Genomic DNA, 26026 nt, shown 5'->3' on the forward strand with positions numbered 1-26026 from the left:
AAGGGCGCCCAGGCGGTGCGCGGTTCAGCCGACGGGGAACAGCCCGGCCGATCAGCAGCCTCACCTGCTCCGGCGTCCGGTCGATACCCGTCATCACACCCGTACGCCGGCGGACCACGCCCCGCCCCCTGTGCATACGGGGCACCGGGACCCCGCCGCTGGACCACTCGACGGCCCGTACGTGGTGCGGCGGCGCATTTCCCCGGACTGCCAATTGGGTAATCATCCTGATGGCGTCTGGATAAGTTGGACTACCCGCCCGTTGCGCCCTGGCGGCGGCGACATCGTGGTACTCCCTCTCGATCTCGATCTCGACCGCGGACCACTTCCCGGATCCGGATTCCACCCCGGTCCGGGTAAACGCGGTGCGCAGGAGCGGCGGAGCGTCGTAATCGCGATGCGTGTCGGCGGATGAACTTGTCGCGGACGCGCCCGGCGACGGAGTGGCCGTAGCTTCCCATGTACGCGGCCGACGGCCTTTCGGAAGGAGTCCGCCCCAAGGCCCGCGGCGTACTGGAGAACAGCCGGCCGAGGCGGTGTTCCCTTTCACGACGTGAGAGGCCGACGCAGCACGGCGGGCATCGCACGCTCCGTCTCCGCGGCCTCGTCCATCGAAGTCGAGCGGATCGATCGGCCTGATTCCCTTTCCACCCCCTTTTCCGAGCCGCTCGCCGCATTGACCATCTGAGTGAGGATCACGATGAGTCTCTCCGAAGTGTTCGACCCCGACATCCTCACCCTGCCGCTGTACGACGACGCCCACCGCGCACTCGCCGGCGAGATCGGGCAGTGGTGCGCGGAGCGGGCCGAGGCGTGGGCGTCGCTGGACACCACCGATCCGGCAGCCGTCGGACGGGCCATGCTCACCGAGCTCGGCCGGTCGGGCTGGCTGCGTCACCTCGACCCCGACCAGCCGGACTCCGACATGAGGGCCCTGTGCCTGAGGCGACAAGCCCTGGCGTACCACGAGGACTTGGCCGACTTCACCTACTCGATCCAGGAGCTCACCGCCGCCGCGATATCCCGCCACGGCACCGAGGAGCAGCGTCGCCGCGAACTGCCGGGTCTGGCCGACGGGACCCGTGCGGGGGCGCTGGCCCTCTCCGAGCCAGGAGCGGGCTCTGACCTCAGTGCCGCGGTGCTCGAGGCGACCCCCGACGGGGACGGGTTCGTCCTCAACGGGACCAAGACCTGGATCGCGCAGGGCGACATCGCCGATGTGTGCGTCGTCCTCGCCCGCACGGGCGACGGCCCGGGACCGCTGGGCCTGACCACCTTCGTCGTCGACGGCAAGGCCCCCGGTCTCAAGGCCGAGCCCATCGGCGCGATCGCGCCGCGCTCCTGGGCCGAACTGACCTTCACCGACGTCCGCGTGGGTCCCGAGGCCGTGCTCGGCGAGCGCGGCCAGGGAATCGTGGTCGCGCTCGACATCCTCGAACGGGCCCGCGCGACCGTGGCCGGCGCCGCGCTCGGCTTCGCCCGGCGCGCCTTTTGGCTCGCCCGCGGCCATGCCCGTACCCGCAAGGCCTACGGCGGACGGCTCGCCGACCTCCAGCTCGTGAGGTCCTCGCTCGCGAACATGGACGTCAAGCTCTCGGCCTCCGCGCTGCTGACCGCCCGCGCCGCTTGGGCGACGGACCTCGACCGCGATCACGCCAAGCACTCCTCGACGGCGAAGCTCTACGCCACCGAGGCCGCAGGCGAGATCGTCGACGGTGCCGTCCAGATCTTCGGCGCTGCCGGCCTCGTCGCGGGCAGCCCGATGGAGCGGCTCTACCGCCAGATCCGTTCCCTGCGGATCTACGAAGGGTCTTCCGAGGTCATCGAGATGACGATCGCCGACGCCCTGTGAAGGACGGCCGGGACGGGTCGCCGTCGCACTGCTCGGTACGTACTCATCCCGGTCCACGGCCGGACACCGATGGTGCCTCGCCAAGACGTCGTGAGACGTGCCAACAACCCGCAGCTCCACAGGAAGGACCTCACGTGGAACCCGTACAGAAGCCGATGACGGCGTCCGGTGCCGCCGAGCAGGCCAGTCATCTCCGGCTCGTCGGCATCGGCGCAGGACCGGCCAACCTGAGTCTGGCCGCGCTGCTGCACGGCGACTCGGGGCAGCCGAACCTCTTCTTCGACCGCAAGCCGAGCTTCACCTGGCACGACAACCAGATGATCAACGGCGCGACCCTCCAGGTGTCGATCTTCAAGGACCTGGTGAGCCTCTCCGACCCGACCAACCGGTTCTCGTTCTTGTCGTATCTGCACGAGCACGGTCGGATCTACCACTTCCTCAACGCCCAGTTCGCCGAGGTGCCGCGCACCGAGTTCCGCAACTACCTGGCCTGGGCGGCCGAGAAGAACGAGAACGTGGTCTTCTCCGAGACCGTCGAACGGATCGACTTCGACGGCGTCTTCCGCGTCACCACCGATCGCCGTCAGGTCACCGCCGACAACATCGCCGTGGGCGTCGGCACCGTGCCGTGGGTGCCCGAGTTCGCCGTCCCGCACCTGGGTGCGGGCCACTTCCACGTCAGTCAGTATCTGAGCCACGCGCAGAAGCTGGCGGGCAAGCGGGTCGCCGTGGTCGGCGGCGGCCAGTCCGGGGCCGAGGCCTTCCTCGACCTCATCTCCCGGCCCGAGTCCGAGCGCCCGGCCTGGGTCTCCTGGGTCTCCAGGCGCCGCAACTACTTCCCGATCGACGACTCGACCTTCACCAACGACTTCTACATGCCGGAGTACTCCGAGTACTTCTACCGGCTGTCGGAGTCCAAGCGCGCCGAGCTCAACTCGGCCCACCTGCTGAGCTCGGACGGGATTTCCGAGTCGACGCTCCGGGCGATCTACCAGCAGCTGTACCGGCTCCAGTTCATCGAGCGGGACGCGCACCGCTTCGGGCTGCTGCCCAACCGGACCGTCGTGTCCGCCGACCGCACGGCCGCCGGTACGTTCGAGGTGGCGCTGCGTCACAACGACGAGTCCGGCCAGAGCCAGTGCCTCCCGGTCGACGCGGTGGTGTGGGCGACCGGCTTCCGTCCCGCCCCCAAGAAGTTCCTCGATCCCTTGAAGGACCGCATCGAGACCGAGAACGGCGAGGTCCGCGTCGACGAGGACTTCGCGGTCTCCTGGGACGGCCCGCCGGACCGGAAGATCTTCGTGCAGAACGCGGTGCGCGGCCAGCGCGGCCTGCCCGACGTGAACCTGAGCCTGAACGCCTGGCGGGCCCAGCGCATCGCCAACCGCCTGCGCGGCTGCAGCGCTCCCGACATGGCGATGTCGTTCATCGACTGGTCGGCCAAGAGCGGACGGGGCACGCAGTGGACCGCGTAGACCTCGCCATCGTCGGCGGCGGGGTCATCGGCGCGCTCATCGCCCGCGAAGCGGTCGCGGCGTTCCCCGACGTGACCGTCGCCGTCCTGGAACGCGGCCTGATCGGCCAGGGCGCCTCCAGCCGCTCGGCCGGTGTTCACTTCCCGCGCGGTGCGACCGAGCGCGTCAGGTCCATGTCCGAGCACTCCCAGCGGGTCTGGGAGCGCCTGGCCGCCGAACTCGGCCTGCCGATACGCACGGTGGATGCGACGGTCGTCGCGTCCGGCGACTTCGACGCGGTTTCCGCCACCTACCTGGGACTCGGTGACGAGACCGCGCCGGCCCGCGGCTGGGCGGTCCCGCCGGGCGCCCGGGCTTGGGACCTGGACGGGTGCAACTACGCCGACGTCCAGGCGGTCGCCGAGCGCGTCCTGTCCGGGCTGCGCCATCAGGTGACCGTTCTGGAGGGGACCGAGGTCACGGAACTCTCCTCCGACGGCGCGTACCACCGCCTCACCCTCGGCACGGGGCAGGAGGTGCTCGCCCGCCGGGTCGTCCTGGCCCCCGGTCCGTGGATCGCGCACCCCGCCTGGGCCGATCTCGTCGCTCCGCTCGGGCTGCGCGTCAAGAAGGTCGTCGCTGCCCATCTCGCATGGTCTCCCGCACCCGGCGATCCACTCACGGTCTTCCACGACGAGGACGCCTTCCTCCTGCCGCTCCACGAGCGCGGCCACTACCTGTTCAGCTACACCAGCAACCGCTGGGACGTCTCCCCCGGTGACGTCGACCTCGTCCTGGAGCCGTCGGACCTCGACGACGCCCGGGAGGTCCTGAGCCGCTTCGCGCCCGGCCTGGTGGCCCGGTGCACCTCGGGCCGGGTGTTCTGCGACGCGTACAGCCCCCACCGCGAACCCGTCGTCGCCGAGCTGCTGCCCGGCCTGGTCTTCGCCGGAGCCGCGAACGGCTCCGGCTACCGCCTGGCCCCGGCCATCGCCGCCGAGACCGTCGCCGCCCTGGACTTCCCCCCGACGGGAACCATCTCTCAGCTACTACAGAGGCAGTCATGATCCTCAACCACTACAGCGAATCCGAACTGTCCGAAGAGTTCGGCATCGAGATGTCCCCGGTCGAGGGTCTCGGTGTCGGTGCCGGCTGGGGCCGTGTCACCCCCGGTGCCTCCTCGCACGCCGACCGGCACGACGAGACGGAGTTCTTCGTCATCGTCGCCGGTACGGGCGAGTTGACCGTGGAGGGCCGCAACTACCCGGTCCGATCGGGCACCGTGGTGCTCTTCGAGCCGTTCGAGTCGCACATCATCACCAACACCGGTGAGACGGACCTGGTCTTCTTGACCCAGTACTGGCGTGACTCGGCCCGCACCCGGGCATCGGCGACGTCGCGCGTCCGCGCGAACCACACCGACCGTCCCCAGTTCGTGTTCTCCACGCCGCCGACCCCGAACGGCGACCTGCATCTCGGTCACCTCTCCGGCCCCTACCTCGGCGCCGACGTCTACGTCCGCTACCAGCGGCTCATCGGCAACCAGGCATGGCACCTGACCGGCAGTGACGACTTCCAGAGCTACGTCACGGCCGTCGCCGCCCGCCAGGACTCCACGTCCGCCGAGGTCGCCGCGCACTTCTCGGCCGAGATCGCCGCGACGCTCAAGGCCATGGACATCAGCGTCGACGAGTACTACGTCACGAGCACGGACGACGGCTACCGCGAGGGCCTGCAGCGCTACTTCACCCGGCTCGTCGACTCCGGGCACGTCAGTCCCAAGGCGACGCCCGCCCTGCTCGACGCCGAGACCGGCGACTACCTCTACGAGGTCAACGTCGGCGGCACCTGCCCCGGTTGCTCGCACGGCGCGGGCGGCAACATCTGCGAGGAGTGCGGCGAGCCCAACCTCGTCGCCGACCTCGTCGACCCGACCTCACGCCTGAGCGATGCCGCGCCGAAGACCGCCGAAGTCGAGCGCTACACCCTGCCGTTGCACGAGTTCGCGGACGCCGTGGCCGACCACCACAAGCTGGGCCGGGTCCCGGTTCGGCTGCGCGAACTGGCCGAGAGGGTCTTCGCCCGCACGACGTTCGACCTGCCGGTCTCGCACCCCTCCGACTGGGGCGTGCGGCCTGCCGAGGACGACCTGGACGGACAGGTCATCTGGGTCTGGCCGGAGATGAGCCACGGCTTCCTGCACGGCATCGAGCGACTCGGCGCCGGGATGGGGCAGCAGTGGTCGAAGGAGGAGCCTTCCAAGGACTGGAAGATCGTCCATTTCTTCGGGTACGACAACAGCTTCTACCACGCGATCCTCTACCCGGTCCTGTACGGGCTCGCCCACCCCGAGTGGAACCCGGACATCGACTACCACGTCAACGAGTTCTATCTGCTGGAGGGGCGCAAGTTCTCCACCAGCCGGCGGCACGCGATCTGGGGCAAGGAGATCCTCACGCCCGACACCGTCGATGCGGTGCGCTATTACCTCTCCCGCACCCGGCCCGAGGGCGAGCGCACCGACTTCCGTCGTGCCGAGTTCGACAGCGCCTGCGCGGACACCCTCGTCGGCGAGTGGCAGGAGTGGCTCACCGGCCTCGGCGAGCGCGTCGAGAAGCACTTCGACGGCCTGGCCCCCGACGCGGGCACCTGGACGACCGAGCACACCGCGTTCCTGGCCCGCCTGTCGATACGGCTCGACGAGGTCACCGCCGGCCTCAACCCGGAGGGGTTCTCGCTGACGGCCGCCGCGGCCGCGCTCGACGCCATCGTCACCGACGTCCGCGCCTTCTCCCGTCAGCAGGCGGCCCTGGTGCACAACGGCCGGTGGAGCTCCGAGGCCCGTACCGCCCTCTCGCTCGAACTGGCCGCGGCCCGCCTGCTCGCCACCACCTCGGCGCCGCTGATGCCGCGCTTCTCGGCCAAGCTCGCCGCCGCCCTCGGCATCCCGGCCGTCGACGCCTGGCCCGACGCGGTCGACCTGGTCGAGCCCGGCAGCCGCTGCACCCTCGCGGGCACCCGCTTCTTCGGCGCCGGCGAGCAGCGATGACCGCATCGATCATCAACCGCATCATCGCCGGGCGTCCCGCGCACGACGGCTCCCTCACCGTCACCGGCCTCGGCCACCGCACCACGTTGCCGCTGGCCGAGTTCTACGACCGGGCCCGGGCCGTCGCCGCGGCGCTGGGGCGCCGGGGCATCGGCGCGGGCGACCGGATCGGCATCCTCTCGGCCAATCGGCTCGAATGGGTGCTGCTCGACGTCGCCGCCCTCATGCTCAAGGCGCAGACCGCCGGCTTCGAGCCCGGCAAGTTCAGCCCCGACGCCGCACTGGTCGAGCGCTACGGCCTCGACGCCCTCTACACCGACGTACGGCTGACCGACGACGCTCCGTCCCGGGTCGTGCCGATCTCGGCCGTCGCCGACTACGCCGTGGAGGCCGCCGACGGGTTCGAGCCGGGGCAGTGGGCCGCGACGGAGTGCACGACGGTCAAGTTCACGTCCGGATCCACCGGTGTTCCCAAGGGTCTCGAGGCCACCGTCGGCAGCATCGACTCCTCGCTGCACGCCGTACAGAGCCTGTTCGAGCACAAGCCGGGCGACGACATCCTGACGTTCCTGCCGCTCTCGCTCCTCCAGCAGCGCTACTGGCTGTATTCGGCGCTCCATTGGGGCCACGACATCACGATCACGACGTACCAGTCCGTCTTCGCCGTGCTGCCGTCCGTCCGTCCCACCGTCGTCATGGGCGTCCCCGCCTTCTTCGACACGGCCAAGCGGCACATGGAAGGCATCGTCGCCGGGGGCGTCGAACCGGCCAAGGCCGCCGCCGAACTCTTCGGCGACCGCATCCGCTACCTGTGGACGGGCTCGGCCCCCGCCGACCCCGCGACGCTCAGGTTCTACGGTGAGGCCGGTCTCGCGCTCTTCGAGGGCTACGGCCTCAACGAGACCTGCATCGCCACCAAGAACCACCCCGGTGCCCACCGCGAGGGCAGCGTCGGCCGGGCGCTGCCCGGTAAAGAGATCGTCATCGACGACGAGGGCGTGGTCTGCGTCCGCAGCGACCATCCGGTCAACACCGCGTACACGTACGCCGTTGCGGGCGACAGCGAGCGCATGTTCCGCCCGGGCGGCATCGTGCGCACCGGGGATCTCGGCCGCCTCGACGAGGACGGATTCCTCTACATCCTCGGCCGCGGCGACGACGTCATCGTCCTCGACAACGCCAAGAAGATCATCGTCAGGCCGATCGAGACGCGTTTCCGCGACACCGGCGCGGTGGCCGAATGCGTCGTGTACTGCCCTAGCCCGGCCGGACTGGTCGCCGTCGTCTCCCCCCACCCGGGACCGGTCGACACGGCCGCGATCGGCGAGGCCCTGGCCGCGGTCAATGCCGCGTCGGAGCGCGACGAGCGGATCATCCGCGTGATCGTCGCCGACGAGCCGTTCACCGTCGAGGCCGGGCTCCTCACGTCGCAGTTCAAACCGATCCGCAAGCGCATCGCGGACCGCTACAGAGACCGGATCGACAACCCGAAGGCAGGCATCCATGTCCACTGACCTCGACACGCTGGCCCGCACGAAACTCTCCCAGGTGCTGCGCGACCATCCGGACCCCGCGAGCTTCGACCTCGGCGAGAACCTGGTGGAGACGTACGGAATCACCTCGCTCAACAAGGTCCTGTTCCTGACCTCCCTGTGCAAGGCCGCCGATGTCGGTCTCGACAACTTCACCGAGGACGACCTGGCCGGGATGCGCACCCTCGGCAATGTCGTCGACGCCCTCCGCCCCCATGCCCCTCTGAAGGGATGAGTTCCTTGACCCACACCACCTGGAGCCGGCACGCCTCCGCGCTCCTCGAGAACGAGCACGTCGAACTTCACCCGATCTCGGAGGAGGACCGTGAACCCCTGCGAAAGATCGCTTACGACGACCGGATCTGGACGTACTTCGTTTCCCGTGTCGAGGGCGACGCTGATTTTGAACAGTTTTTCGACGCCATGCTCGCTGACCAGGCCAGCGGCAAGCGCGCGGTCTACATCATCGTCGACAAGGGCACAGGACAGGTCGCCGGAAGCTCCAGCTACGGCAACCTGAGCGAAGCCGACCGGCGACTGGAAATCGGCTGGTCCTGGCTCGGCGTCGACTTCCAGGGCAGGGGCATCAACCGCTGGGCCAAGTACCTGCTGCTCCAGCACGCGTTCGACGTCCTGGGCGCCGAGCGCGTCGAGTTCAAGACCGACGTCCTCAACCTCCAGGCCCGCGCCGGACTGCGCAAGATCGGTGCGTACGAGGAAGGCGTCATGCGCAGCTTCAACCCGATGCCCGAGGGACGCAGGCGCGACGCGATCTACTACTCGGTGCTCCGCGCCGAATGGCCCTCGGTCGAGGAGCAGCTCCGCGGCGTCGGCAGGGCGGTCAACCCGTGCGCGTGACCGACGCGCCGCTGCTGGAGCTGTCCGGCTCGCCGCACGCCCGTGGCCTCGGCCACGGGCGCGCGCTGGCCGGGCGGCTCCGCGGCTTTCTCGACGACTCGCTCGCCCGCCTCGGCCACCTCACCGGCCGACCGGCCGACCTCGACGCGCTGCGGCCCGAGATCGCAGCCCACCGTGTGGTGATCGCCGAAGCGCTGCCGGACCTTGCCGCCGAGATCGACGGCCTCGCGGCCGGCGCCGGGATCGACCGCGACGAGGCCTGGCTGCTGCAGTTGCGCCGCGAGCTGATCGGCTACAGCCGAGTCACCGCAGGGGACTGCACCACGTACGCCTCGGTCGGTGTCGAGCCGGTGCTCGCCCAGACGGTCGACCTGAACGGCAACCTCGACGACCAGATCGCCGTGCTGTCGGTCTCCGGGCCGCGGCACCGCTCCCTGGTGCTCAGCTTCGCCGGTCTCCTCGGCTACCTCGGTGTCAACGACGCCGGGATCGCCGTGGGCATCAACCTCGTCCTCGGCGGTGAATGGCAGCCGGGCGTGCCGCCGTACCTGGCGATCCGGCACGTCCTCGACACCGCCGACACGGTCGAGCAGGCCGTCGAGATCCTCCGGGAGCTGCCGCTGGCCAGCTCGCGGGCGTTCACGATCTGCGGCGTGGACCGGACCGTGTGCGTCGAGGCGACGGTCGCGCGGCAACGCGTCCTCGAAGGCGACGAACTGGTTCACACGAACCACTTCCTGGACGCCGAGCTCGCCGAGCAGGACGAGATCAACGTCTTCGCCAAGAACTCCTCCAAGCGGCGCCTTCAGACGGTCCTTGACGCGGGCATCCCGAAGGCCGGCGACACCGAGAACCATCACCGGCTCCTCGCGACGCCCCCGATCCTGGTGCCGGACAACGGCGACATCCGGCGCGAGCGCACCGTCGCGGCGGTGATCCTGCGCCCGGACGTGGGCGAGATGCGGCTGTGGCCGGGCGACCCGTCGACCGTGCCGGCGCAAGTGCACCGCCTGCGGTAGAAGTCGGTGCCACCCAAACGAATCCGGCCCCGAGACCATGGACATGGTCTCGGGGCCGAATGCTCGGTGCGGCTCAGCGCCCGATGAGGTGCTGCTGGTCCTGCGGCCGCAGGCGCAGGCTGTGCTGGCCGCCGTCCACGGCGAGCATCATGCCGACGGAGGCGCTCGACAGCGGGCTCGCCAGGTAGGCGATCGCGCCCGCCACCTCGTCGGCCGTCACCAGACGGCCCGGCGCGAGGAACTTGAGCAGCGACTCCCGGGCGGCCTCCGGGTCCGCCGTCCCCTGGAGCTGGTTCTCCACCCACGGGGTGTCCGCCGTGCCGGGCGCGACACAGTTGACGCGGATTCCCTCGCGGGCGTGGTCCGCCGCCATGGCCAGGGTCAGCGAGTACACGGCGCCCTTGCTGGCCGAGTACAGCGTGCGCGTCTGGTGTCCGGCCCACGCCACGATCGAGCACGTGTTGACGATCGCCGCGGCGGGCGAGCGGCGCAGGTGCGGCAGGGCGTACCGGGCGACCCTGACCATGCCGACCACGTTGACGTTCAGGACGTTCAGCCACTCCTCGGAGCTGTTCGTGGCGACATCGCCGACCGCCGGTATGCCGGCGTTGTTCACCACGATGTCGAGGCGGCCGAACCGCTCGATCACGGCCTCCACCGCCGCCTCGACCTGGGCGTCGTCGCCGACGTCGGCCTGGACGCCGAAGACGTCGTCCGGCAGGCCCTCCGTTTTGAGATCGAGGACGGCGACCTTCGCGCCCCTGCTGGTCAGCAGTTTCGCCGTGGCCAGACCGATTCCCTGGGCGCCACCCGTAACGATGGCCACGAGTCCTTCGAAGTCACTCACTGGTTCTCTCCTGTCACATGTCGAACTATCAGGAATGCGCGGCGGCCACCACGTCGTCCGGGCGGCGCAAGGGCAGGCCGAGGAGGACGCTATGGCGGCGGCGATTCCCCGGCATCCGCGGCAAGTTCATTGGAGGGAGGCATCGCGTTGACCCATTCCCGCCGCGGCTCATCGCCTCGCTTACCCCGGTGCGGTCCGGGCCTGTGCCACTCTCGATGTTGGTTCGGATTTTCTTGATGTAGTCCTGGGAGCTGAGGGATTTTTCATGCCGCTTGATCCGCTCTACGCGGGAATCAGGGACTATCGGGTCGCCACCGGATTCACGCCGCTGTACACGATGTCGGTGGACCGGGCCCGAATAGCGGATCGGGAGACCGAAGCCGAGATCTGGGATTGGGTGAAAGAACCCGAAGAGGTATCCGACTTCGACATCGACGGTCCGGCGGGTCCGCTGACGCTGCGGGTGTACCGCCCGCATCGCGAGAACGACGGCCCGCTCCCCGTGGTGGTCTACTTCTTCGGCGGCGGCTGGGTCGTCGGCTCCCTGGACACGTCCGAGGCGATCTGCCGCGCGGTGGCCAGCCTGACGCCCTGTGTGGTCGTGTCCGTCGGCTACCGGCTCGCGCCCGAGGACCCGTTCCCGGCCGCCATCGACGACTGCTACGCCGCCGTGCGGTGGGTGGGGGAGCACGCGGCCGAACTCGGCGCCGACCCCGCCCGCATGGCCGTCGCCGGAGACAGCTCCGGCGGCAATCTCGCCGCGGTCATGGCCCTGATGGCCCGGGACAAGGGCGGGCCGAAGCTCTCCGCCCAGGTGCTCGTCTATCCGCCGACGCGCAATGACGCCACGACGCGGTCCATGAGGGACCACGTCGATCCGATGTTCTTCAACGCGAAGTCGTCGGCCTGGTTCTGGGAGCACTACCTCGCCGATCCCGCCGACGGCGAATCGCCGTATGCCTCACCGGCCAAGGCGGCCGACCACAGCGGACTTCCGCCGACTCTGCTGCTGACCGCCGAGTACTGCCCGCTGTACGACGAGGGCGAGGAATACGCGAGGATGCTCTCCAGCGCGGATGTGCCGGTGGAGTTCCACCCGCACAAGGATCTTCCGCACGGCTTTCTCCAGCTTTCGGCCGTGCTCGAGACGTCCAGGAACGCGATGCGTCTGATCGCCGACTTCCTCCACAGGCGGCTGGGCTGACATGAAGACGACGGAAATCCGGCGCGTGATGCTGCGCGCGCCCAGGTACGTGCTCGGCGAGGTCGCGACAGATCACTCCGATATCAAGGGGTTCGCCGAATTCGTGGACAGTCGGCGCATGCTGCCCGATGCCGAGATGTGGGGCTGGGGCGCCGTGCGCCGTACGGAACTCGACACGGCCACGCTCGCCGTACGGGCCGGCCGGCAGACCCTCGACGCGGCGGGCGTCGCGCCGGACGAGATCGATGCGCTCGTGCTGTGCTCCACCACGTTCCCCAGTGAGGTCGGGGAGCACGGTGACCTGATCGCCACGGTCCTGCGCGGCCTCGAACTCAGCGACGTTCCGGTCACCGGGATCACCCTGAACCGGTGCGCGACCCTGCTCACCGGTCTGCAGACGGCCGCCACGATGGTCGCCGCGGGCCGGCACCGGACCGTGCTGGTGATCACCACCGACGCGGTGCCCGACGAGTCCGCGCGGCTGGCCGACTTCGCCCTGTTCAGCGACGGCGCGGCCGCCTGCCTGGTCTCGCAGCGGGTGGACGGCGCTCCCGAGTCCTACGAGTGGGTCGCCGACGCGCACGCCCAGGACCCGGCCTCCATGCTCCGGGGCACCGAGATCAGCGCCGACTTGGCCAAGACGGCCAACCAGCGGCTGCTCGCCGAGTCCGGCATCCGCGTCGAGGAGATCGACGGCCTGCTGCACAACAACGTCTTTCTGCCGATCGTGCTGATGAAGGAGATCCAGGCCGGGTTCCACCCGTCCCAGCTGGACACCTCGAACATCACCAGGGTCGGACACTGCTTCGCCGCGGACCCGCTGATCAACCTCGTCGACCGGCAGTCGTCCGGGCGCGTCCGCCCGGACGGGCTCTACCTGCTGGCGTCGAGCGTGTCGGGGCTGCGGATGTGCGTCCTGCTGAGGGCCGTATGAGCGGCCCTCGCCTCCAGTCACCCAACGAAGGAGTCACCGAAGTGCACAAGACCGTCAGCGCCGAGCCCACCACTTTGTCGTGGCTGCAGACCACGGTCCGGGAGGTGCTGCAGCTGGCCGAGTCCGAGGAGGTCGCTGCGCGGACCCTGCGCGAACTCAACGCGACCTCGCTGCAGACGGTCGGCGTGCAGTACCGCATCCTCCGGGACCGCTCGGTCCAGGTGGAGATGAGCGATTTGATCGGCGACGCGAGCATCGCGGAGCTCGCCGCGCTGATCGACGGACGCATGCAGAGCGCCGCGTAGACACACGGCTGATGACAGCTTGATGCCGCCCCCGTCGAACGACGGGGGCGGCATCAAGCTGTGCGGCGTCACCCGCGTAAGCGAAAGCGTGTACACGGACACAGAAGGGTCAACGCGATGCGTCCTCGCACATGAACTTGACGCGGACGCGCAGTGCTCGAATGCGCACTAATATCGCATTTGAGTTTTCGCCATTCGATGGATTCGCCGTACTGCTGCATGCGACATGACCCCACCCTGATCGAGGCGTAGGAACGGATTATGACCAGTACACTCGCCGTGGCAATCATTGGTGCCGGCCCGCGCGGGACCTCTCTTCTCGAGCGTCTCATCGCCAACGCCGCCGAGTGTGCGCCGAACCGGACGATCGCCGTCCACGTCATCGATCCTTACCCACCAGGGGGCGGCCGCATCTGGCGGTCCCAGCAGTCACCGCTGCTGTGGATGAACACCACGGCCGGCAGCTGCACCATGTTCACCGACGAGACCGTCGAATGCGAAGGCCCGATCGTCCCCGGTCCCACGCTCAGCGAATGGGCCCAGGAGCTGGCGACGGGTAGCCTGTCGTCGCCCTCGGAATTCCGGCCCGTTCCCTCCACGCCGACCGAGGCGAGGAGGATGCACGACGGCTGGTTCACTACGCGTCAGACGCAGAGCGACTATCTGTCGTGGGTGTTCTGGAAGTTGGCCAAGAACGGCATGCCTCAGGTGCAGGTCCATTCGCACGTAGGCCGGGCCGTCGACGTGTACGACCTTCCTTTCGGCCGGCAGCGCGTTGTCATGGCGGACGACCTTCCCCCGCTGGACGTCGACATCGTACTGTTGGCGCAAGGCAACGCCGATGTCGAGCCGACCGCGGAAGAGGTGCGTCTGACGGAATACGCGGCCGCCCATGACCTGTGTTATCTGCCGGCGGGATCGATCGCAGATCATTTCTTTGACCGGATACCCGCCGGCGAACCGGTGATCGTGCGTGGGCTTGGATTGTGTTTCATCGACACCGCCGTGCTGCTCACCTCCGGACGGGGTGGCACATTTCATCGTGATGACTCAGGTGAGCTGCAGTACGAGCCGTCCGGTAATGAACCCGTCCTCTTCGTGGGCTCGCGGCGCGGGGTGCCGTACTGGTCGAAGACGCACTACAGCCTGCCCGGATCACCACCGGAATCGTTCGGTCACCTCAACGCCGAGGCCGTGGCCGCCCTCGGTGACCGCCCGCTGGACTTCGCCATGGACATCTGGCCGTTGATGGCCCGCGAAGTCACCCACGCGGGCTATCGCGAGCTTGCCGAATCACACCCGGAGCTCCTTGACGTCGACGCCCGTCAGTTTATCGACCGCCTCGATGCCCTTGATTGGGACGGACCGGAACTCAAGGAGCTGGTCGATCAGGCAGTGCGGTTCGACGTGGACCGGATCGATCTGGAGGAAACAGCCCATCCGCTGGCCGGTCGCCGCTTCCCCGATCTGGATGCCCTGCGAAACTGGATGATCGATTACATCGATACAGGGGTTCGACGCGGGCGCGATCCTCGTTACAGTGCCGACCTGGCGATGGTGCACGGTCTCGTCTCCGCCTTCTCCAGGCTGGTCGCACTCATCGACGAGAAGAGAATCTCTCCCACGTCATGGGAGCGAGATCTTCCCGCGTTTCTTGACTTCTGTCGATTTCGCACCAGTGGGCCGCCTGGACCGCGGCTGGAGGAACTCCTCGCCCTGACCCGTGCGGGTATCGTCAGATTCCTCGGTTCGGAGATGGCGGTGGCCGCCCGCGAGGGTCTCTTCCATGCGCGGTCAGGCAACGTGGACGAATCGATCACAGCCCGATTCCTCGTCGAGGCCCGGCTCCCGGAGCGGACAATGCTTCGCGTGAGTGACCCGTTGCTGCGCAAGCTGGTCCAGCGCAACGAGATCAGAGAAGAGACCCAATCGCCCCCCGACGGCGGCGACCGGTATCCCACTGGGGTCATCGATACCGCGGGTCTCATCGATACCGATTCTCTTAATCGCCTCAAGCGTGCTGACGGCACCCCCCACGAGAGTCGCTTCGGGGTAGGAGCCATGTTTTCGGGAAGTGTGGCATCCGGCCGGTTCCCGTCTCCGCGGAGCAATGATGAATTCTTCCGGCAGAACGACACGATCGCCCGTGCTGCGCTCCACGAACTCTGTCGGCGCGAGCTGATCGGCGTAAGCGAAGTGTGCAGGAGCGGCGAGGACAGGTAAGCGTCACGTGTCCTCGCACATGAACGTGCCGTGGATACGCGCAGCGACGGAATGGAAGTACCGTCTCGATACCTAGAGCGCTGTCGCAAACCAACCAGGATCTCTCGAATGCGAGAAATTGGTTTCGGTTGCCGAATGCCATCGCTTTTGATCGTCAGCTGATCGAGAGCGATGGCCTCTGTGAAGGAGTCATACGTGGTGCAGTCCGAGTCTCATGTTTCCGGCGACGATACCGCCATCATGTCGGCCTCGCCATTTTCCCTCGTGGAAGACGTCTCCTCTTACGCCGCTGCCGTTGACGAGTTCCTGGCGGATGCGACCAGCGCGAAAGTCCCGGTCTGGACCGACGGGCGAGCCGATCTCGCGGCTTCCGCCGAATGCGCAGCCGACGTGTACGGGAACGTGCGCCGGCCGTCCGCCTGTTCGTACGGTGTCGTGCTGGAGCCCGAAGCCCTGCCTGCCGGTCTTCTCGCACTCATCGATCCCTTCGCCGACATATGGCTCGACAAGGGAGAGCTCGGAGCCGGCTTGCTCGACACGCTCTTCCCGCAGGAGCCGCAGACCGAGTACCGAAAGCGGGAGGCCGGTGAGGACGGCGACCGCGTCGAAGTGCACTCCCTGCTGATCGCCGGTCTCTACGAGCACCTCACGGTGGACACCATCTGGCCGTTGGTGCGCGCCGCCGAACGCCGGCCCGATGTGCGTCTGAGGATCCTCACCGGCCGGGATGCGGCTTCCCTGGCCTGGTTCACGGCCAAGCAGTACGTTCGTCCGGCCCCGGACGTACGGGAAATCGGCATGTTCACCTCCGTCGACAGCGGACTTGCGCGCAGCGGCATCCACCTGCTCGACGAGCAGGACATGAAGACCGCGGACGTCAGGTCCGAGATCCTCGGCACCCGCTGGAGCCGCCTCCTCTTGCAGGGCCACGGCAAGGACGACTCACTCAATCTCGCCGACTACACCATCTGCGGCCTGAACTCGGTCGTTCCCCGCAAGGAGAACGTCATCGGCCCCATCTGCGCCTACGCCACCGAGCCCACCTGCTACAAACCCGTGGACAAGCTGATCCAGCTGCGTGACATCCGCGCGGCCGAGGTCGTCTTGAGCTCCTGCAACAACGGCCCTTTCGCCGACGCGGCCATCTACGACCCCAAGTACCAACTGATGCTCAACGCGATCGACGGCACCGCCAGGGACGTCGTGGCCGCGATCACGGCACACGAGGCCGGGCACGCCGAGAACCTTTCCTGGATGGAGACCGTCCTCGCGCACGGTTCCTCCGCCGCGGCCTTCAACTCCAGCATCCGCACCGCGGGCCCCTCTCCCGCTTACGTCCACTTCGGCATGGGCGACGAGGAAGAGGGCACCACGCCGGAGCCGCCGTCGTTCGTGCCGGAACCGCTGCTGCTGACCACCTCCGCCCGCCTCACCGCCTATCTGGCGGGCGGACTCCTGCGACTCAACAACCCCCTGCGATCAGGCCTCGAGAACCTGGCCACCAGGGTCGACAACCAGGTCGCCCGGCAGTCCCAAGCGGTTCGTGACCCGGCCGAGACGACCCGCAGCCTCCTCAACGACCTGCAGTCGCTGGACCTCGCCATCGCCGACCAGTTCGTGAGCGATCCGGACAACGAACTCAGCACCTCCTTCGCCCACTTCGGAGAGCGCAGCCGTGTCGACTCCTCTTCGCTCGCGAACGTGCGCTGCCAGTGCGGGCGACCTGCCGAGCGCTACGTTCGACGTGCCCTGGTACCCACCGCACTCGACACCGAAGGTGTCATCTGCACGCGCTGCGGCGACGTGGCCCTCCGTCTGCCCGGCGCACCGTCACTGCTGATCCACGCCGAGGAAGATCTTCTCCAAGGGAGCGTCCAGCAAGTGCGGGTGGTGGTGCGCGATGCCCGCCCGGGCACGATCCACCTCGGCCTTTTCGTCGCCAAATACGGGCGGGAATACTGCACGGTCGCACCGGGTCTGCAAAAGGTCGAAATCGGCCCGGACGGAGACGGAGAGACCGAGTTCACCCTGGACGTGGTCCCTTACGCGGCCCCCATGGCCTATTACATGACGGCATACGCCATCCAGGACCTCGCCGTAACGCTCGCTCGGCGCCCGTATGGCGTCTTCCCCACCCCCGAAGGAAGCGAGTAACCCCGGCCTGTGCCCGGTCGATGTGTTCATCTCCGTAGTGCCGGGACGCGTTGGCGGTCGGTTTGTCTGAGGCACTCACCGTAAGCAACCTTTCCTGAAGTGTGAGACACCATGGCGAATTACCCTCCGTCCGACACCGAGATCCCCAGCGACCCCGATTCCTCCCCGGAAACATCGTCCGGAGAGAACCGGATCATCGCCGCCGTGCGGAGCAGAACCATGCGCGCCCCGCTGTTCTGGAGCGTCATCGGGCGATTTCCCTTCTACCTGGTCGGCCTCGCCCTGGTGGTCTTCACCACCTCGAACGACCTCGGCTACCTCTCAGCCGGCCTGTTCCTGGGCGCGTACAGCCTGGGCACCGCGCTGTTCGCGCCGCTCGTCGCCCGCCGCGTCGACAGGTACGGGCAGACGATCGTGCTGATCGTGACCGGTGTCGTGTACCCGGTGTCGCTGATCGGCTTCGTCGCCTTCGAATCCGGGTCGCTGGCCTCGCAGTTGGTGTGCGTGGCCATCGCGGGCGCCACGGTTCCGCCGATCAGCGGCTGCATCCGCTCCCTGTGGCGCGCGACAGACGGGATGGAGCCGGCGGGCATCTCTCTCGAGACGGTGCTGTTCAACGTCTTTCTCATAGGCGGGCCCCTCCTGCTCAGCGTCGTGCTGCTCCTGGGCAGCCCGGGCACGGCCATCGTCCTCGGCGGCCTGCTCGCCTCCGCAGGCGCCATCGGGTTCGCGACGACCCGGGCTTCGCGCACCATGCCCGCTACCCCGAGCGAGCGTGACCCCCTCGGCGCTCTCCGCTCGACGGGTCTGCTCCTGGTGCTGGCCCTGGTTGCCTGTACGGCCATCAGGACGGGGATCTACAACGTCGCGCTGCCCGCCTTCGCCGACGCTCACGGCTCGGCCAGCGGCGTCGGCCTGTTCTATGCGGCGTGGGGAGTCGGCGGGATCCTCGGCGGACTCTGGTACGGAAGCCGCCGTCGGCTCTGGTCCGTCCAGTTCTCACTCAGGGTGGGTCTGCTGGTCGTCACCGCGGGCGCCTTCCTGCCCGTACTCGTCTGGGACAACTGGTCGATGGGCTTGGTCCTCGTCGTCCTCGGCTCGTTCGAGGCGCCCATGACGGTGATCTTGTTCGAGATCATTTCGCGGACCGCACGCGCGACCCATGTCACCGAGGCGTTCACCTGGTCCTCCACGATCAGTCTCGGCGGCTCCGCGCTCGGCGCACAGTTCGGCGGCCTGCTCATCAGTTCCCCCGGCACCCAAACGGCCTTCCTCTGCGCGTTCGCCGTCATGCTGGTCGCCGTCGCGATCGCCTTCGCAACACGCCACCGGCTCGCGAAGGCCCTCTGACCTCGGGCGTTCCGTCACCCGCTCCTCGTGTGCCGGCCGCGTTCGTCGATGCTGAGGAGATCGAGCGGAAGCCCCAGGACTCACCCACCGTGACCTGGGGCTTTTGCGAGCAGTGGCAGGGGCGCTCACCATCGCTGAAGACGGGAAGCAGCCTCGCGCAGGACGTCCTCCCGCTTGCAGAAGGCGAAGCGGACCTGGCTGCGGCCGGCCTCCGGGTCGTCGTAGAAGACCGCGTTGGGGACGGCGACCACACCGCATCGCTCCGGCAGGCTCCGGCAGAAGGACAGGCCGTCCTTCTCGCCGAGGGCGGCGATGTCGGTGGTGACGAAGTACGTGCCCTGGGGGCGGAAGACCTCGAAGCCCGCCGCCGTCAGCCCGTCGGCGAGGATGCCGCGCTTGGCGCGCAGGTCCTCGCGGAAGCCGGTGAAGTAGTCGTCCGAGAGGCGCAGTGCCTCCGCGACCGCGTACTGGAACGGACCCGACGACACGTACGTCAGGAACTGCTTGGCCGTGCGGATGGCCGTGACCAGCGGTGCGGACGCGGTGACCCAGCCGACTTTCCAACCCGTGAAGGAGAAGGTCTTCCCGGCGGAGGAGATCGAGACGGTGCGGTCGCGCATCCCCGGCAGGGAGATGAGCGGGATGTGCTCGCCCTCGAAGACCAGGTGCTCGTACACCTCGTCGGTCACCACGATCAGGTCTCGTTCGACCGCCAGCTCGGCGATCGCCATCAGCTCCTCCCGGTTCAGCACCATGCCCGTCGGGTTGTGCGGGGAATTGAGCAGGAGCAGGCGGGTGCGGTCGGTCACCGCGTCCCGGAGCGCGTCGAGGTCCGGGCGGAAGTCGGGGGCGCGGAGGGTCAGGGGCACGCGGGTGGCGCCGGCCATGCTGATGCAGGCCGCGTACGAGTCGTAGTACGGCTCGAAGGCGATGACCTCGTCGCCCGGCTCCAGCAGCGCGAGCATCGTGGCGGCGATCGCCTCGGTCGCGCCGGCCGTGACCAGGACCTCCGTGTCGGGGTCGAAGGCCAGGCCGTAGAAGCGCTGCTGGTGGTCGGCGACGGCCGTGCGCAGTTCGGGGATGCCGGGGCCGGGCGGGTACTGGTTGCCGCGGCCGTCGCGCAGGGCCCGGACCGCTGCCTCCCGGACGGCTTCGGGACCGTCGGTGTCGGGGAAGCCTTGGCCAAGGTTGATGGCCCCCGTCTTCACCGCCAGTGCCGACATCTCCGCGAAGATCGTCGTGCCGAAGCCGTCCAGCCTGCGGTTCAGCAGTGGCCTGTCGCCCATGTCCCCACCATCTCTCTTCGCGCCTGATGCCGATCGTCTGCGGCCATCCTGTCGGAGGCAAGAGGGCGTGATCATGCGCAGGAGGAAATGGACAGGCGACGAAGGCTTGAATCAGTCGGCCTTCCGGCCCGTGGGCGGGGTGGAATCGGGGGCGCGCAGGGTCAGCGGCACCCGGACGGCCCAGGCCGTTGCGATGCGGGCGGCGGAGGAGGTAGAGCGCTGCTGGTGGCGCTCATGGGCGCCGTCCCGCGGGGAAGCTCTGGACTTGCTCAAGTGTGCTTTGGGCCGCGTACGGCGCGGGCATCCCCCCAGCACGCGGGACGAAGGGGATCCCGCACCCCGGGGAACCGGGGGAGCAGAGAGGGGTCGGGGGATGATCCTCGGAATAGTGATCTTCGTGGTGGTGGCCGTGGTGGTCGTCGCGCTGGTGGTCAAGGCCAGCCGCGCCGGTGGCTGGAGCAGCAGTGGCAGCGGCAGTGGCAGCAGTAGCGGTAGCAGCAGCAGTGGGGGCTGGTGGTCCGGTGGCGACTCGGGGGGCTCCTCCTCGTGCGGCTCCTCGTCGTCCTCGTGCAGCTCCTCGTCGTCCTCCTGCGGCGGCGGCGGAGGATGCGGTTCCAGCTGACACGGGGCAGCATGGATCCATGGCTTCCGCCGTCGGACCACCTTCCTACCGCGTCCCGCATGCGTGAGGCGCCCGCCGGGCACAACTTCCGTCGGGCGTCTTCTTGTTCGGACGTCACGGCCGCGCATTACGGCGTACGGGCGGCATGTTGCTGAACACGTGAACTGTGTTGCCCCCGAGGGGATGTAAACCCCTGCAACTTGGGTAAAAACGCTGTGAGTGCCGTGCCTTTCATGATTCCCTCGGTTGAGTAGACCAGTCCTCGGACCTCCCTGGACTTCCTGTGGACCCGTGCCGGTGTCCCCCCACCCGTTGACTACCGCTGGCGGGCCCCGGCCCATCTCCCTCGCGCGTTTGCGGAGCCGACTCATGCTCACGACCCTCCAGACCACCTATACCGACACGCGTGCCGCCGACCTCGCCTGGGCCCTGGGTCGGGAGCGGCTGCCCGCCCTGGCCGTACTGAACCTCGAACTGGATGGCGCGAAAGTGGAGTTGCGCCTGCTCGGGGCCTCCCACCAGGTGCTTCTGGAGGAGGGCGACGTGCTCTGCTCAGAGACCGTCGCCTGTATGCCCGGCAGCAGCACCCCGCTTCCGCTCGGCGTGGCCAAGCGCGTCGGCGACTGGGAGTACGAGTTCGCCGCGCGGGTCGAGAACCTCTCGCGCGGCTCCTTCGCCGGGCGGGCGCAGGAGCTGCTCGCGCTGGTCGCGGATCACCCGAACGGGCTCGCCGGGACCTTCCCCGGAAGCCCGCACGCCTTCACCGCCATGCTCGCGCAGCGCTACGAGGGTCAGGTGCGGTGGCGGACCTGGCACGCGTACCCGCAGGAAGGGCAGTTGGTGGCCACCCGCACCCGGGTCGGCGTACGAGCGGCCGGCTCGACGGCGGCTACGGGGGCGGCCGCGGGCGCCGCCGCCTCCGCGGGGGCCCCCGCGGAGGCGGCCATGGAGTCGCCGGTGCTGATCTAGCGGGTGCTGCCGGGTCTCGAGCCACGGGGCGCGTGCCCCGCGCCTGCCGGGCGCCGGGTCTCGCGCCGTCCCCGCTCCGCGGGACCGCCGGAGCCGCTCCGCGGGCCCGGGGGCACGGGGTCGCGGAGTTGCCGGGCGGTTACGCCAACTGCCGCAGCCAGTGCGCCACTTACACCCATGTGGGTGACGGGGTGCGAGCGGGCGGTGACGTACGGTTCGCTTCATGATCGACCGTTCCGCCCCGCGCGGGGTGCTCCGCACCCGGTGGCGCCGCCCCCCGGCTCCGGAGCCGCGCGGTGTGGCCCGCGTCCCGGCCGCCCTGCCCGTACGGCCCAGGACCGGCCGACTCCTCGTCCTGGCCACCGTGTTCGTCTGCGCCGCCTGCGGGCTCGTATACGAACTGGAACTGCTCGCCCTCGGCTCGTACCTCATCGGCGACTCCGTCACCCAGGCGTCGGTCGTGCTGTCCGTCATGGTCTTCGCGATGGGCGTCGGATCCCTGCTCGCCAAGGCCCTGCGCGCCCGCCCCGCCTTCGGCTTCGCCCTCGTGGAAGCGGCCCTCGCCCTGCTCGGCGGGCTCTCCGCCATAGCGCTGTACGCCAGCTTCGCCTGGCTGGGGGAGTCCCGGACCGCGCTCGTCGCCTTCGCCTTCACCATCGGCGTCCTCATCGGGGCCGAGATCCCGCTCCTCATGGTCCTCATCCAGCGCATCCGCAGACAGGACGCGGGCGGCGCCGTCGCCGACCTGTTCGCCGCCGACTACGTCGGCGCCCTCGTCGGCGGCCTCGCCTTCCCCTTCCTGCTGCTGCCCGTCCTCGGCCAGCTCACCGGCGCCGTGTTCACCGGCGCCGTCAACGTCATCGCCGGCGGCGGCCTCGTCCTGTGGCTGTTCCGCCGGGACCTGAGCCGCCGCGCCCGCTGGCTGCTCGTCGCCGTCAACGTCACCGTCCTCACCGTCCTGGGCTGCGCCACCGTCCTCGCCGACGACTTCGAACGCGTCGCCCGCCGCGCCGTCTACGGCGGGGAGGTCCGCGTCGCCGTCCAGACCGGCGTGCAGGAACTCGTCCTCACCGGCCCCCCGACCGGCTCCCCGCGCTCCCTCGACCTCTTCCTCGACGGCCGCCTGCGGGTCAGCGGCTACGACGAGTACCGCTACCACGAGGCCCTCGTGCACCCCGCGATGACCGGCCCGCACACCCGGGTCCTGGTCCTCGGCGGCGGCGACGGCCTCGCCGCCCGCGAGGTGCTGCGCTACCGCGACGTCGCCTCCGTCACCGTCGTCGAACTCGACCCCGGAGTCGTGCGGCTCGCCCGGACCGACCCGATGCTCTCCGCGCTGAACGAGAAGGCCTACGGGGACCCGCGGCTCGGCGTCGTCACCGACGACGCCTTCCGGTGGCTGCGCGCACCGGCCGCCCGGGGCCGCTTCGACGTCATCGTCTCCGACCTGCCCGACCCCGGGATCACCCCCAGCACGAAGCTGTACTCGCAGGAGTTCTACGGGCTGGCCGCGCGCGCCCTGCGCCCCGGCGGGCGGCTCGCCGTCCACGCGGGGCCGCCGGGCACCAGGCCCCGTACCTACTGGACCGTCGAGGCCACCCTGCGCGCGGCCGGCCTGCGCACCGCCCCCTACAGCGCGGGCGGCCGCCTCTCGGGCTTCGCCGCCGGCCCCGACCGGGCGCTCGGCGCGGACTCCGCCTCCGCCGCGAAGCTCCCGCACGACTGGGGCTTCGTCCTGGCGGCCCGCGAGGGCGTGCCCCTGCTGCGGGTGGACCGGGAGACGCCCGCCCTGCGCTCCCTGTCCACCCAGTCCCTGGCCGACGCGGCCCGGGACGCGGAGCGCACCAGGGTGGCGGGGCTGCCGCCGTCGACGCTGCCGCACCCGAGGTACTCGTAGCCGAGGTACGCGTGGCCGAGGTACTCGTGGCCGGGCTGCCGCGTCGGTAGGCTCGTCCGCATGGAGCATCAGGTGTTCGTACCGGTCCCCTCCGACGACGTCCGCGCCGTGCTGCGCGACCCCGCCCGGCTGGCGCGCTGCGTGCCGGGGCTCCAGCAGGACGCCGATACCGAGGCAGGGCCGCTGTCCGGCCGGCTGAAGGTGCGGGTCGGCGGGCACACCGTCACCTACCGCGGCGCCCTCTCCGTCACCGAGCAGGACCCGGACCGCTTCACCCTCGCCGGCGAGGGCACCGAAGTGCGGGGGAGCGGGACCGTGAAGCTCTCCCTCGTGCTGCGCCTGACCGAGGCGGACGGCGGCACGCTGCTGGAGTTCACCGCCGAGTCCGCCGCCGACGGCCGCGCCGCCGCCTTCGCCCCGGGCGCGGCCGCCACGGCCGCACACCGCCTCCTGGACCGCGCCGCCGGGCACCTCGCGGCCCTGGCGGTCGACGGCGCGGCCGGGCCCGCCGACGTGGCGGTGGAGGCCGACGCCGAAGTGGAGGCGGGCACCGAGGTGGAGGCGGGCACCGAGGTGGAGGCGGGCACCGAGGTGGACTCGGACCAGGATGACCACGAGGGCCCCGGGCCGGGGTTCACCGAGGTCACCGCGTCGGTGTTCGACACCGAGGTCCCGCCCCCGTCCCTGGACCCCTTCCTGGAGGGCACCTTCGAGGGCATGGCCGACCTCGGGGACCTCGGCGGCCCCCCGCGCCCGCCGGCCGAGGCCGCGCACGCCCGCCGCACGATGATCGGCCGCAGCGCGGAGGAGGTCGACCACGCGCCCCCGCGCGGCCGCTACGCTCCGGTCCCGGCCCCCGCGTCGGCCTCCGCCAACGCCAACCTCCGCTGGATCGCCCCGGCCGCCGCAGTGGCCGTGGCCTCGGCGGTCCTCCTGGGCCGCGCCCTGCGCCGCCGCCGCTGACCCGGAAACCCGCCCGTCTGCCCGCACGGCCCTGATCACCCCGTCGGGCTGGCTAAGGTCAGGGCATGAGTACGCAACTGCGCGCCGGCGGCGCCGAGGTGACCATCGACCAGGAGAACGGCTGCCGGATCAGCAGTCTGCGCATCGACGGGACGGAGCTGCTGCGGCAGGGGGACCACTACGGGTCCTTCCCCATGGTCCCGTGGTGCGGCCGGACCAGGGACGGTCAGTTCCAGGACGGGGCGACCCTGCACCAGCTGCCGCTCAACCACCCGCCGCACGCCATCCACGGCTTCGGCCGCGACGCCGCCTGGCGCCGCGCCCGGGCCACCGGCACCGAGGCCGCCTTCACGTACCCGCTCGCCGATCCGTGGCCGTACGAGGGCCTCGTCACCCAGATCTTCGAGCTCGGCGAGAACGCGCTGACCCTGACGATGGGCATCGAGACCTACCAGGACTCCTTCCCGGCGCAGGCCGGCTGGCACCCCTGGTTCCGGCGCAACCTCACCGCCGGCGGGGCAGACGTCCGCATCGACTTCGAGGCCGCCTGGCAGGAGGAGCGCGGCGCCGACCACCTGCCCACCGGCAAGCGCATCGACCCCGAGCCCGGCCCCTGGGACGACTGCTTCGGCATGCCGTACGGGGTCGACGTCACCCTCACGTGGCCCGACGCCCTGGAGCTGAAGGTCACCAGCCGCTCCGAATGGGTGGTCGTCTACGACCAGGAGCCCGAGGCCGTCTGCGTGGAACCGCAGTCGGGCCCGCCGAACGGTTTGAACAGCCTCCCGCAGTTGGTCACTCCCGTGGACCCGCTGGAGATCTCCACGACGTGGACGTGGCGGCGGCTCGGGTAGCGCCCAATTAAGCTCGGGGCCATGAGTGACGTACGCGATGCGCTTCTGCAGCAGATCAAGGACAAGGCCGTCGTGCACGGCAAGGTGGTCCTCTCCTCCGGCCGCGAGGCCGACTACTACATCGACCTCCGCCGGATCACCCTGGACGGCGAAGCCGCCCCGCTGGTCGGCCAGGTCATGCTCGACCTCACCGCAGACCTGGAGTTCGACTGCGTCGGCGGCCTGACCCTGGGCGCCGACCCGGTCGCCACCTCGATGCTGCACGCCTCCGCCGCGCGCGGCGCGCGCCTGGACGCCTTCGTCGTCCGCAAGGCGCAGAAGGCGCACGGCATGCAGCGCCGCATCGAGGGCACCGACGTGAAGGGCAAGCGCTGCCTGGTGGTCGAGGACACCTCGACCACCGGCGGTTCCCCGCTCACCGCCGTCGAGGCGGTCCGTGAGGCCGGCGGTGAGGTCGTCGCCGTCGCGACGATCGTCGACCGCGGCGCGGCCGACGCCATCGCGGCCGCGGGCCTGCCCTACCTCACGGGCTACGAGCTGGACGACCTCGGTTTGTCCTGATCCCCCCAACTGCGCGGACGTCGGGCCGTGCTTCCGCACAACTGGTGACTTAGGTCCCCGGGAATCGGTAAGTAGGCCCTGACCTGCGTCTTT

At 69.6% G+C, this 26026-nt stretch carries 23 protein-coding genes; 20 read left to right on the forward strand and 3 right to left on the reverse strand.

Features of this window, described 5'->3' with window-relative positions:
• The first annotated feature begins 700 nt into the window (after window positions 1-700).
• The 8 genes from AC6CKD_RS25250 (at window position 701) to AC6CKD_RS25285 (ending at window position 9764) form a co-directional block, all read left to right on the forward strand.
• Window positions 701-1852 carry an acyl-CoA dehydrogenase family protein gene (locus AC6CKD_RS25250; RefSeq protein WP_498330142.1) on the forward strand — a complete coding sequence of 384 codons (1152 nt, stop codon included), beginning with the start codon at window positions 701-703 and terminating at the stop codon, window positions 1850-1852.
• Window positions 1853-2007: 155 nt separating this feature from the next.
• Window positions 2008-3327: a lysine N(6)-hydroxylase/L-ornithine N(5)-oxygenase family protein gene (locus AC6CKD_RS25255; RefSeq protein ID WP_498330488.1), complete on the forward strand. Its 1320-nt coding sequence runs from the start codon at window positions 2008-2010 to the stop codon at window positions 3325-3327.
• Window positions 3315-4373 (forward strand): NAD(P)/FAD-dependent oxidoreductase, encoded by a 1059-nt coding sequence (locus AC6CKD_RS25260; RefSeq protein ID WP_498330144.1) that lies wholly within the window; start codon window positions 3315-3317, stop codon window positions 4371-4373. Before AC6CKD_RS25255 ends, AC6CKD_RS25260 begins: the two co-directional genes overlap by 13 nt.
• Window positions 4370-6355 (forward strand): class I tRNA ligase family protein, encoded by a 1986-nt coding sequence (locus AC6CKD_RS25265; protein WP_498330146.1) that lies wholly within the window; start codon window positions 4370-4372, stop codon window positions 6353-6355. Before AC6CKD_RS25260 ends, AC6CKD_RS25265 begins: the two co-directional genes overlap by 4 nt.
• Window positions 6352-7869, forward strand: coding sequence for an AMP-binding protein (locus tag AC6CKD_RS25270; protein WP_498330148.1), 1518 nt, complete (start codon window positions 6352-6354; stop codon window positions 7867-7869). Before AC6CKD_RS25265 ends, AC6CKD_RS25270 begins: the two co-directional genes overlap by 4 nt.
• Window positions 7859-8122: an acyl carrier protein gene (locus AC6CKD_RS25275; RefSeq protein ID WP_498330150.1), complete on the forward strand. Its 264-nt coding sequence runs from the start codon at window positions 7859-7861 to the stop codon at window positions 8120-8122. Before AC6CKD_RS25270 ends, AC6CKD_RS25275 begins: the two co-directional genes overlap by 11 nt.
• A complete protein-coding gene (locus AC6CKD_RS25280) occupies window positions 8119-8745 on the forward strand; it encodes a GNAT family N-acetyltransferase (protein ID WP_498330152.1) in 627 nt (208 codons plus the stop codon). The genes AC6CKD_RS25275 and AC6CKD_RS25280 overlap by 4 nt, the downstream gene beginning before the upstream one ends.
• Window positions 8742-9764 carry a C45 family autoproteolytic acyltransferase/hydrolase gene (locus AC6CKD_RS25285; protein ID WP_498330154.1) on the forward strand — a complete coding sequence of 341 codons (1023 nt, stop codon included), beginning with the start codon at window positions 8742-8744 and terminating at the stop codon, window positions 9762-9764. Before AC6CKD_RS25280 ends, AC6CKD_RS25285 begins: the two co-directional genes overlap by 4 nt.
• 73 nt (window positions 9765-9837) lie before the next feature.
• Here AC6CKD_RS25285 and AC6CKD_RS25290 read toward each other — a convergent pair whose 3' ends face one another.
• A complete protein-coding gene (locus AC6CKD_RS25290) occupies window positions 9838-10611 on the reverse strand; it encodes an SDR family NAD(P)-dependent oxidoreductase (protein WP_498330156.1) in 774 nt (257 codons plus the stop codon).
• Between the two features lie 265 nt (window positions 10612-10876).
• Here AC6CKD_RS25290 and lipP1 point away from each other — a divergent pair, with 265 nt between their 5' ends.
• The 6 genes from lipP1 to AC6CKD_RS25320 all read left to right on the forward strand — a co-directional run bounded on the left by lipP1 (window position 10877) and on the right by AC6CKD_RS25320 (window position 18781).
• Window positions 10877-11815 (forward strand): LipP1 family hormone-sensitive lipase, encoded by a 939-nt coding sequence (gene lipP1 / locus AC6CKD_RS25295; RefSeq protein WP_498330157.1) that lies wholly within the window; start codon window positions 10877-10879, stop codon window positions 11813-11815.
• A gap of 1 nt (window position 11816) precedes the next feature.
• Window positions 11817-12749, forward strand: coding sequence for a ketoacyl-ACP synthase III family protein (locus AC6CKD_RS25300; RefSeq protein WP_498330159.1), 933 nt, complete (start codon window positions 11817-11819; stop codon window positions 12747-12749).
• A 41-nt stretch (window positions 12750-12790) separates the two neighbouring features.
• Window positions 12791-13054 carry a phosphopantetheine-binding protein gene (locus tag AC6CKD_RS25305; RefSeq protein WP_498330161.1) on the forward strand — a complete coding sequence of 88 codons (264 nt, stop codon included), beginning with the start codon at window positions 12791-12793 and terminating at the stop codon, window positions 13052-13054.
• Window positions 13055-13315: 261 nt separating this feature from the next.
• Complete coding sequence (locus AC6CKD_RS25310) at window positions 13316-15277, forward strand: FAD/NAD(P)-binding protein (RefSeq protein ID WP_498330163.1); 1962 nt, start codon at window positions 13316-13318, stop codon at window positions 15275-15277.
• Window positions 15278-15472: 195 nt separating this feature from the next.
• On the forward strand, window positions 15473-17431 hold the full coding sequence (locus AC6CKD_RS25315) for a hypothetical protein (protein ID WP_498330165.1): 1959 nt from the start codon (window positions 15473-15475) through the stop codon (window positions 17429-17431).
• Between the two features lie 111 nt (window positions 17432-17542).
• A complete protein-coding gene (locus AC6CKD_RS25320; protein WP_498330167.1) occupies window positions 17543-18781 on the forward strand; it encodes an MFS transporter in 1239 nt (412 codons plus the stop codon).
• 125 nt (window positions 18782-18906) lie between these two features.
• Here AC6CKD_RS25320 and AC6CKD_RS25325 read toward each other — a convergent pair whose 3' ends face one another.
• Both AC6CKD_RS25325 and AC6CKD_RS25330 read right to left on the reverse strand, forming a co-directional pair.
• On the reverse strand, window positions 18907-20067 hold the full coding sequence (locus tag AC6CKD_RS25325) for a pyridoxal phosphate-dependent aminotransferase (RefSeq protein ID WP_498330168.1): 1161 nt from the start codon (window positions 20065-20067) through the stop codon (window positions 18907-18909).
• A 111-nt stretch (window positions 20068-20178) separates the two neighbouring features.
• Window positions 20179-20340, reverse strand: a complete 162-nt coding sequence (locus tag AC6CKD_RS25330; RefSeq protein ID WP_498330170.1) for a hypothetical protein — start codon at window positions 20338-20340, stop codon at window positions 20179-20181.
• Between the two features lie 100 nt (window positions 20341-20440).
• Between AC6CKD_RS25330 and AC6CKD_RS25335 the strand changes: the two genes are divergently transcribed.
• The 6 genes from AC6CKD_RS25335 to pyrE all read left to right on the forward strand — a co-directional run bounded on the left by AC6CKD_RS25335 (window position 20441) and on the right by pyrE (window position 25933).
• The gene (locus AC6CKD_RS25335) at window positions 20441-20689 is read left to right on the forward strand and encodes a hypothetical protein (RefSeq protein WP_498330172.1); all 249 of its coding nucleotides are present in this window, start codon (window positions 20441-20443) and stop codon (window positions 20687-20689) included.
• 369 nt (window positions 20690-21058) lie between these two features.
• Complete coding sequence (locus tag AC6CKD_RS25340) at window positions 21059-21658, forward strand: DUF2617 family protein (RefSeq protein WP_498330174.1); 600 nt, start codon at window positions 21059-21061, stop codon at window positions 21656-21658.
• Window positions 21659-21881: 223 nt separating this feature from the next.
• Window positions 21882-23555 carry a polyamine aminopropyltransferase gene (locus AC6CKD_RS25345; protein ID WP_498330176.1) on the forward strand — a complete coding sequence of 558 codons (1674 nt, stop codon included), beginning with the start codon at window positions 21882-21884 and terminating at the stop codon, window positions 23553-23555.
• Window positions 23556-23615: 60 nt separating this feature from the next.
• Window positions 23616-24518, forward strand: a complete 903-nt coding sequence (locus AC6CKD_RS25350) for an SRPBCC family protein (RefSeq protein WP_498330177.1) — start codon at window positions 23616-23618, stop codon at window positions 24516-24518.
• A gap of 65 nt (window positions 24519-24583) precedes the next feature.
• Entirely contained in the window at window positions 24584-25372 is a 789-nt protein-coding gene (locus AC6CKD_RS25355; RefSeq protein ID WP_498330179.1) for an aldose epimerase family protein, read from the forward strand.
• Between the two features lie 21 nt (window positions 25373-25393).
• A complete protein-coding gene (pyrE, locus tag AC6CKD_RS25360) occupies window positions 25394-25933 on the forward strand; it encodes an orotate phosphoribosyltransferase (RefSeq protein ID WP_498330181.1) in 540 nt (179 codons plus the stop codon).
• The last annotated feature ends 93 nt before the right edge of the window (window positions 25934-26026 follow it).

The organism is Streptomyces sp. GQ60, assembly GCF_059758875.1.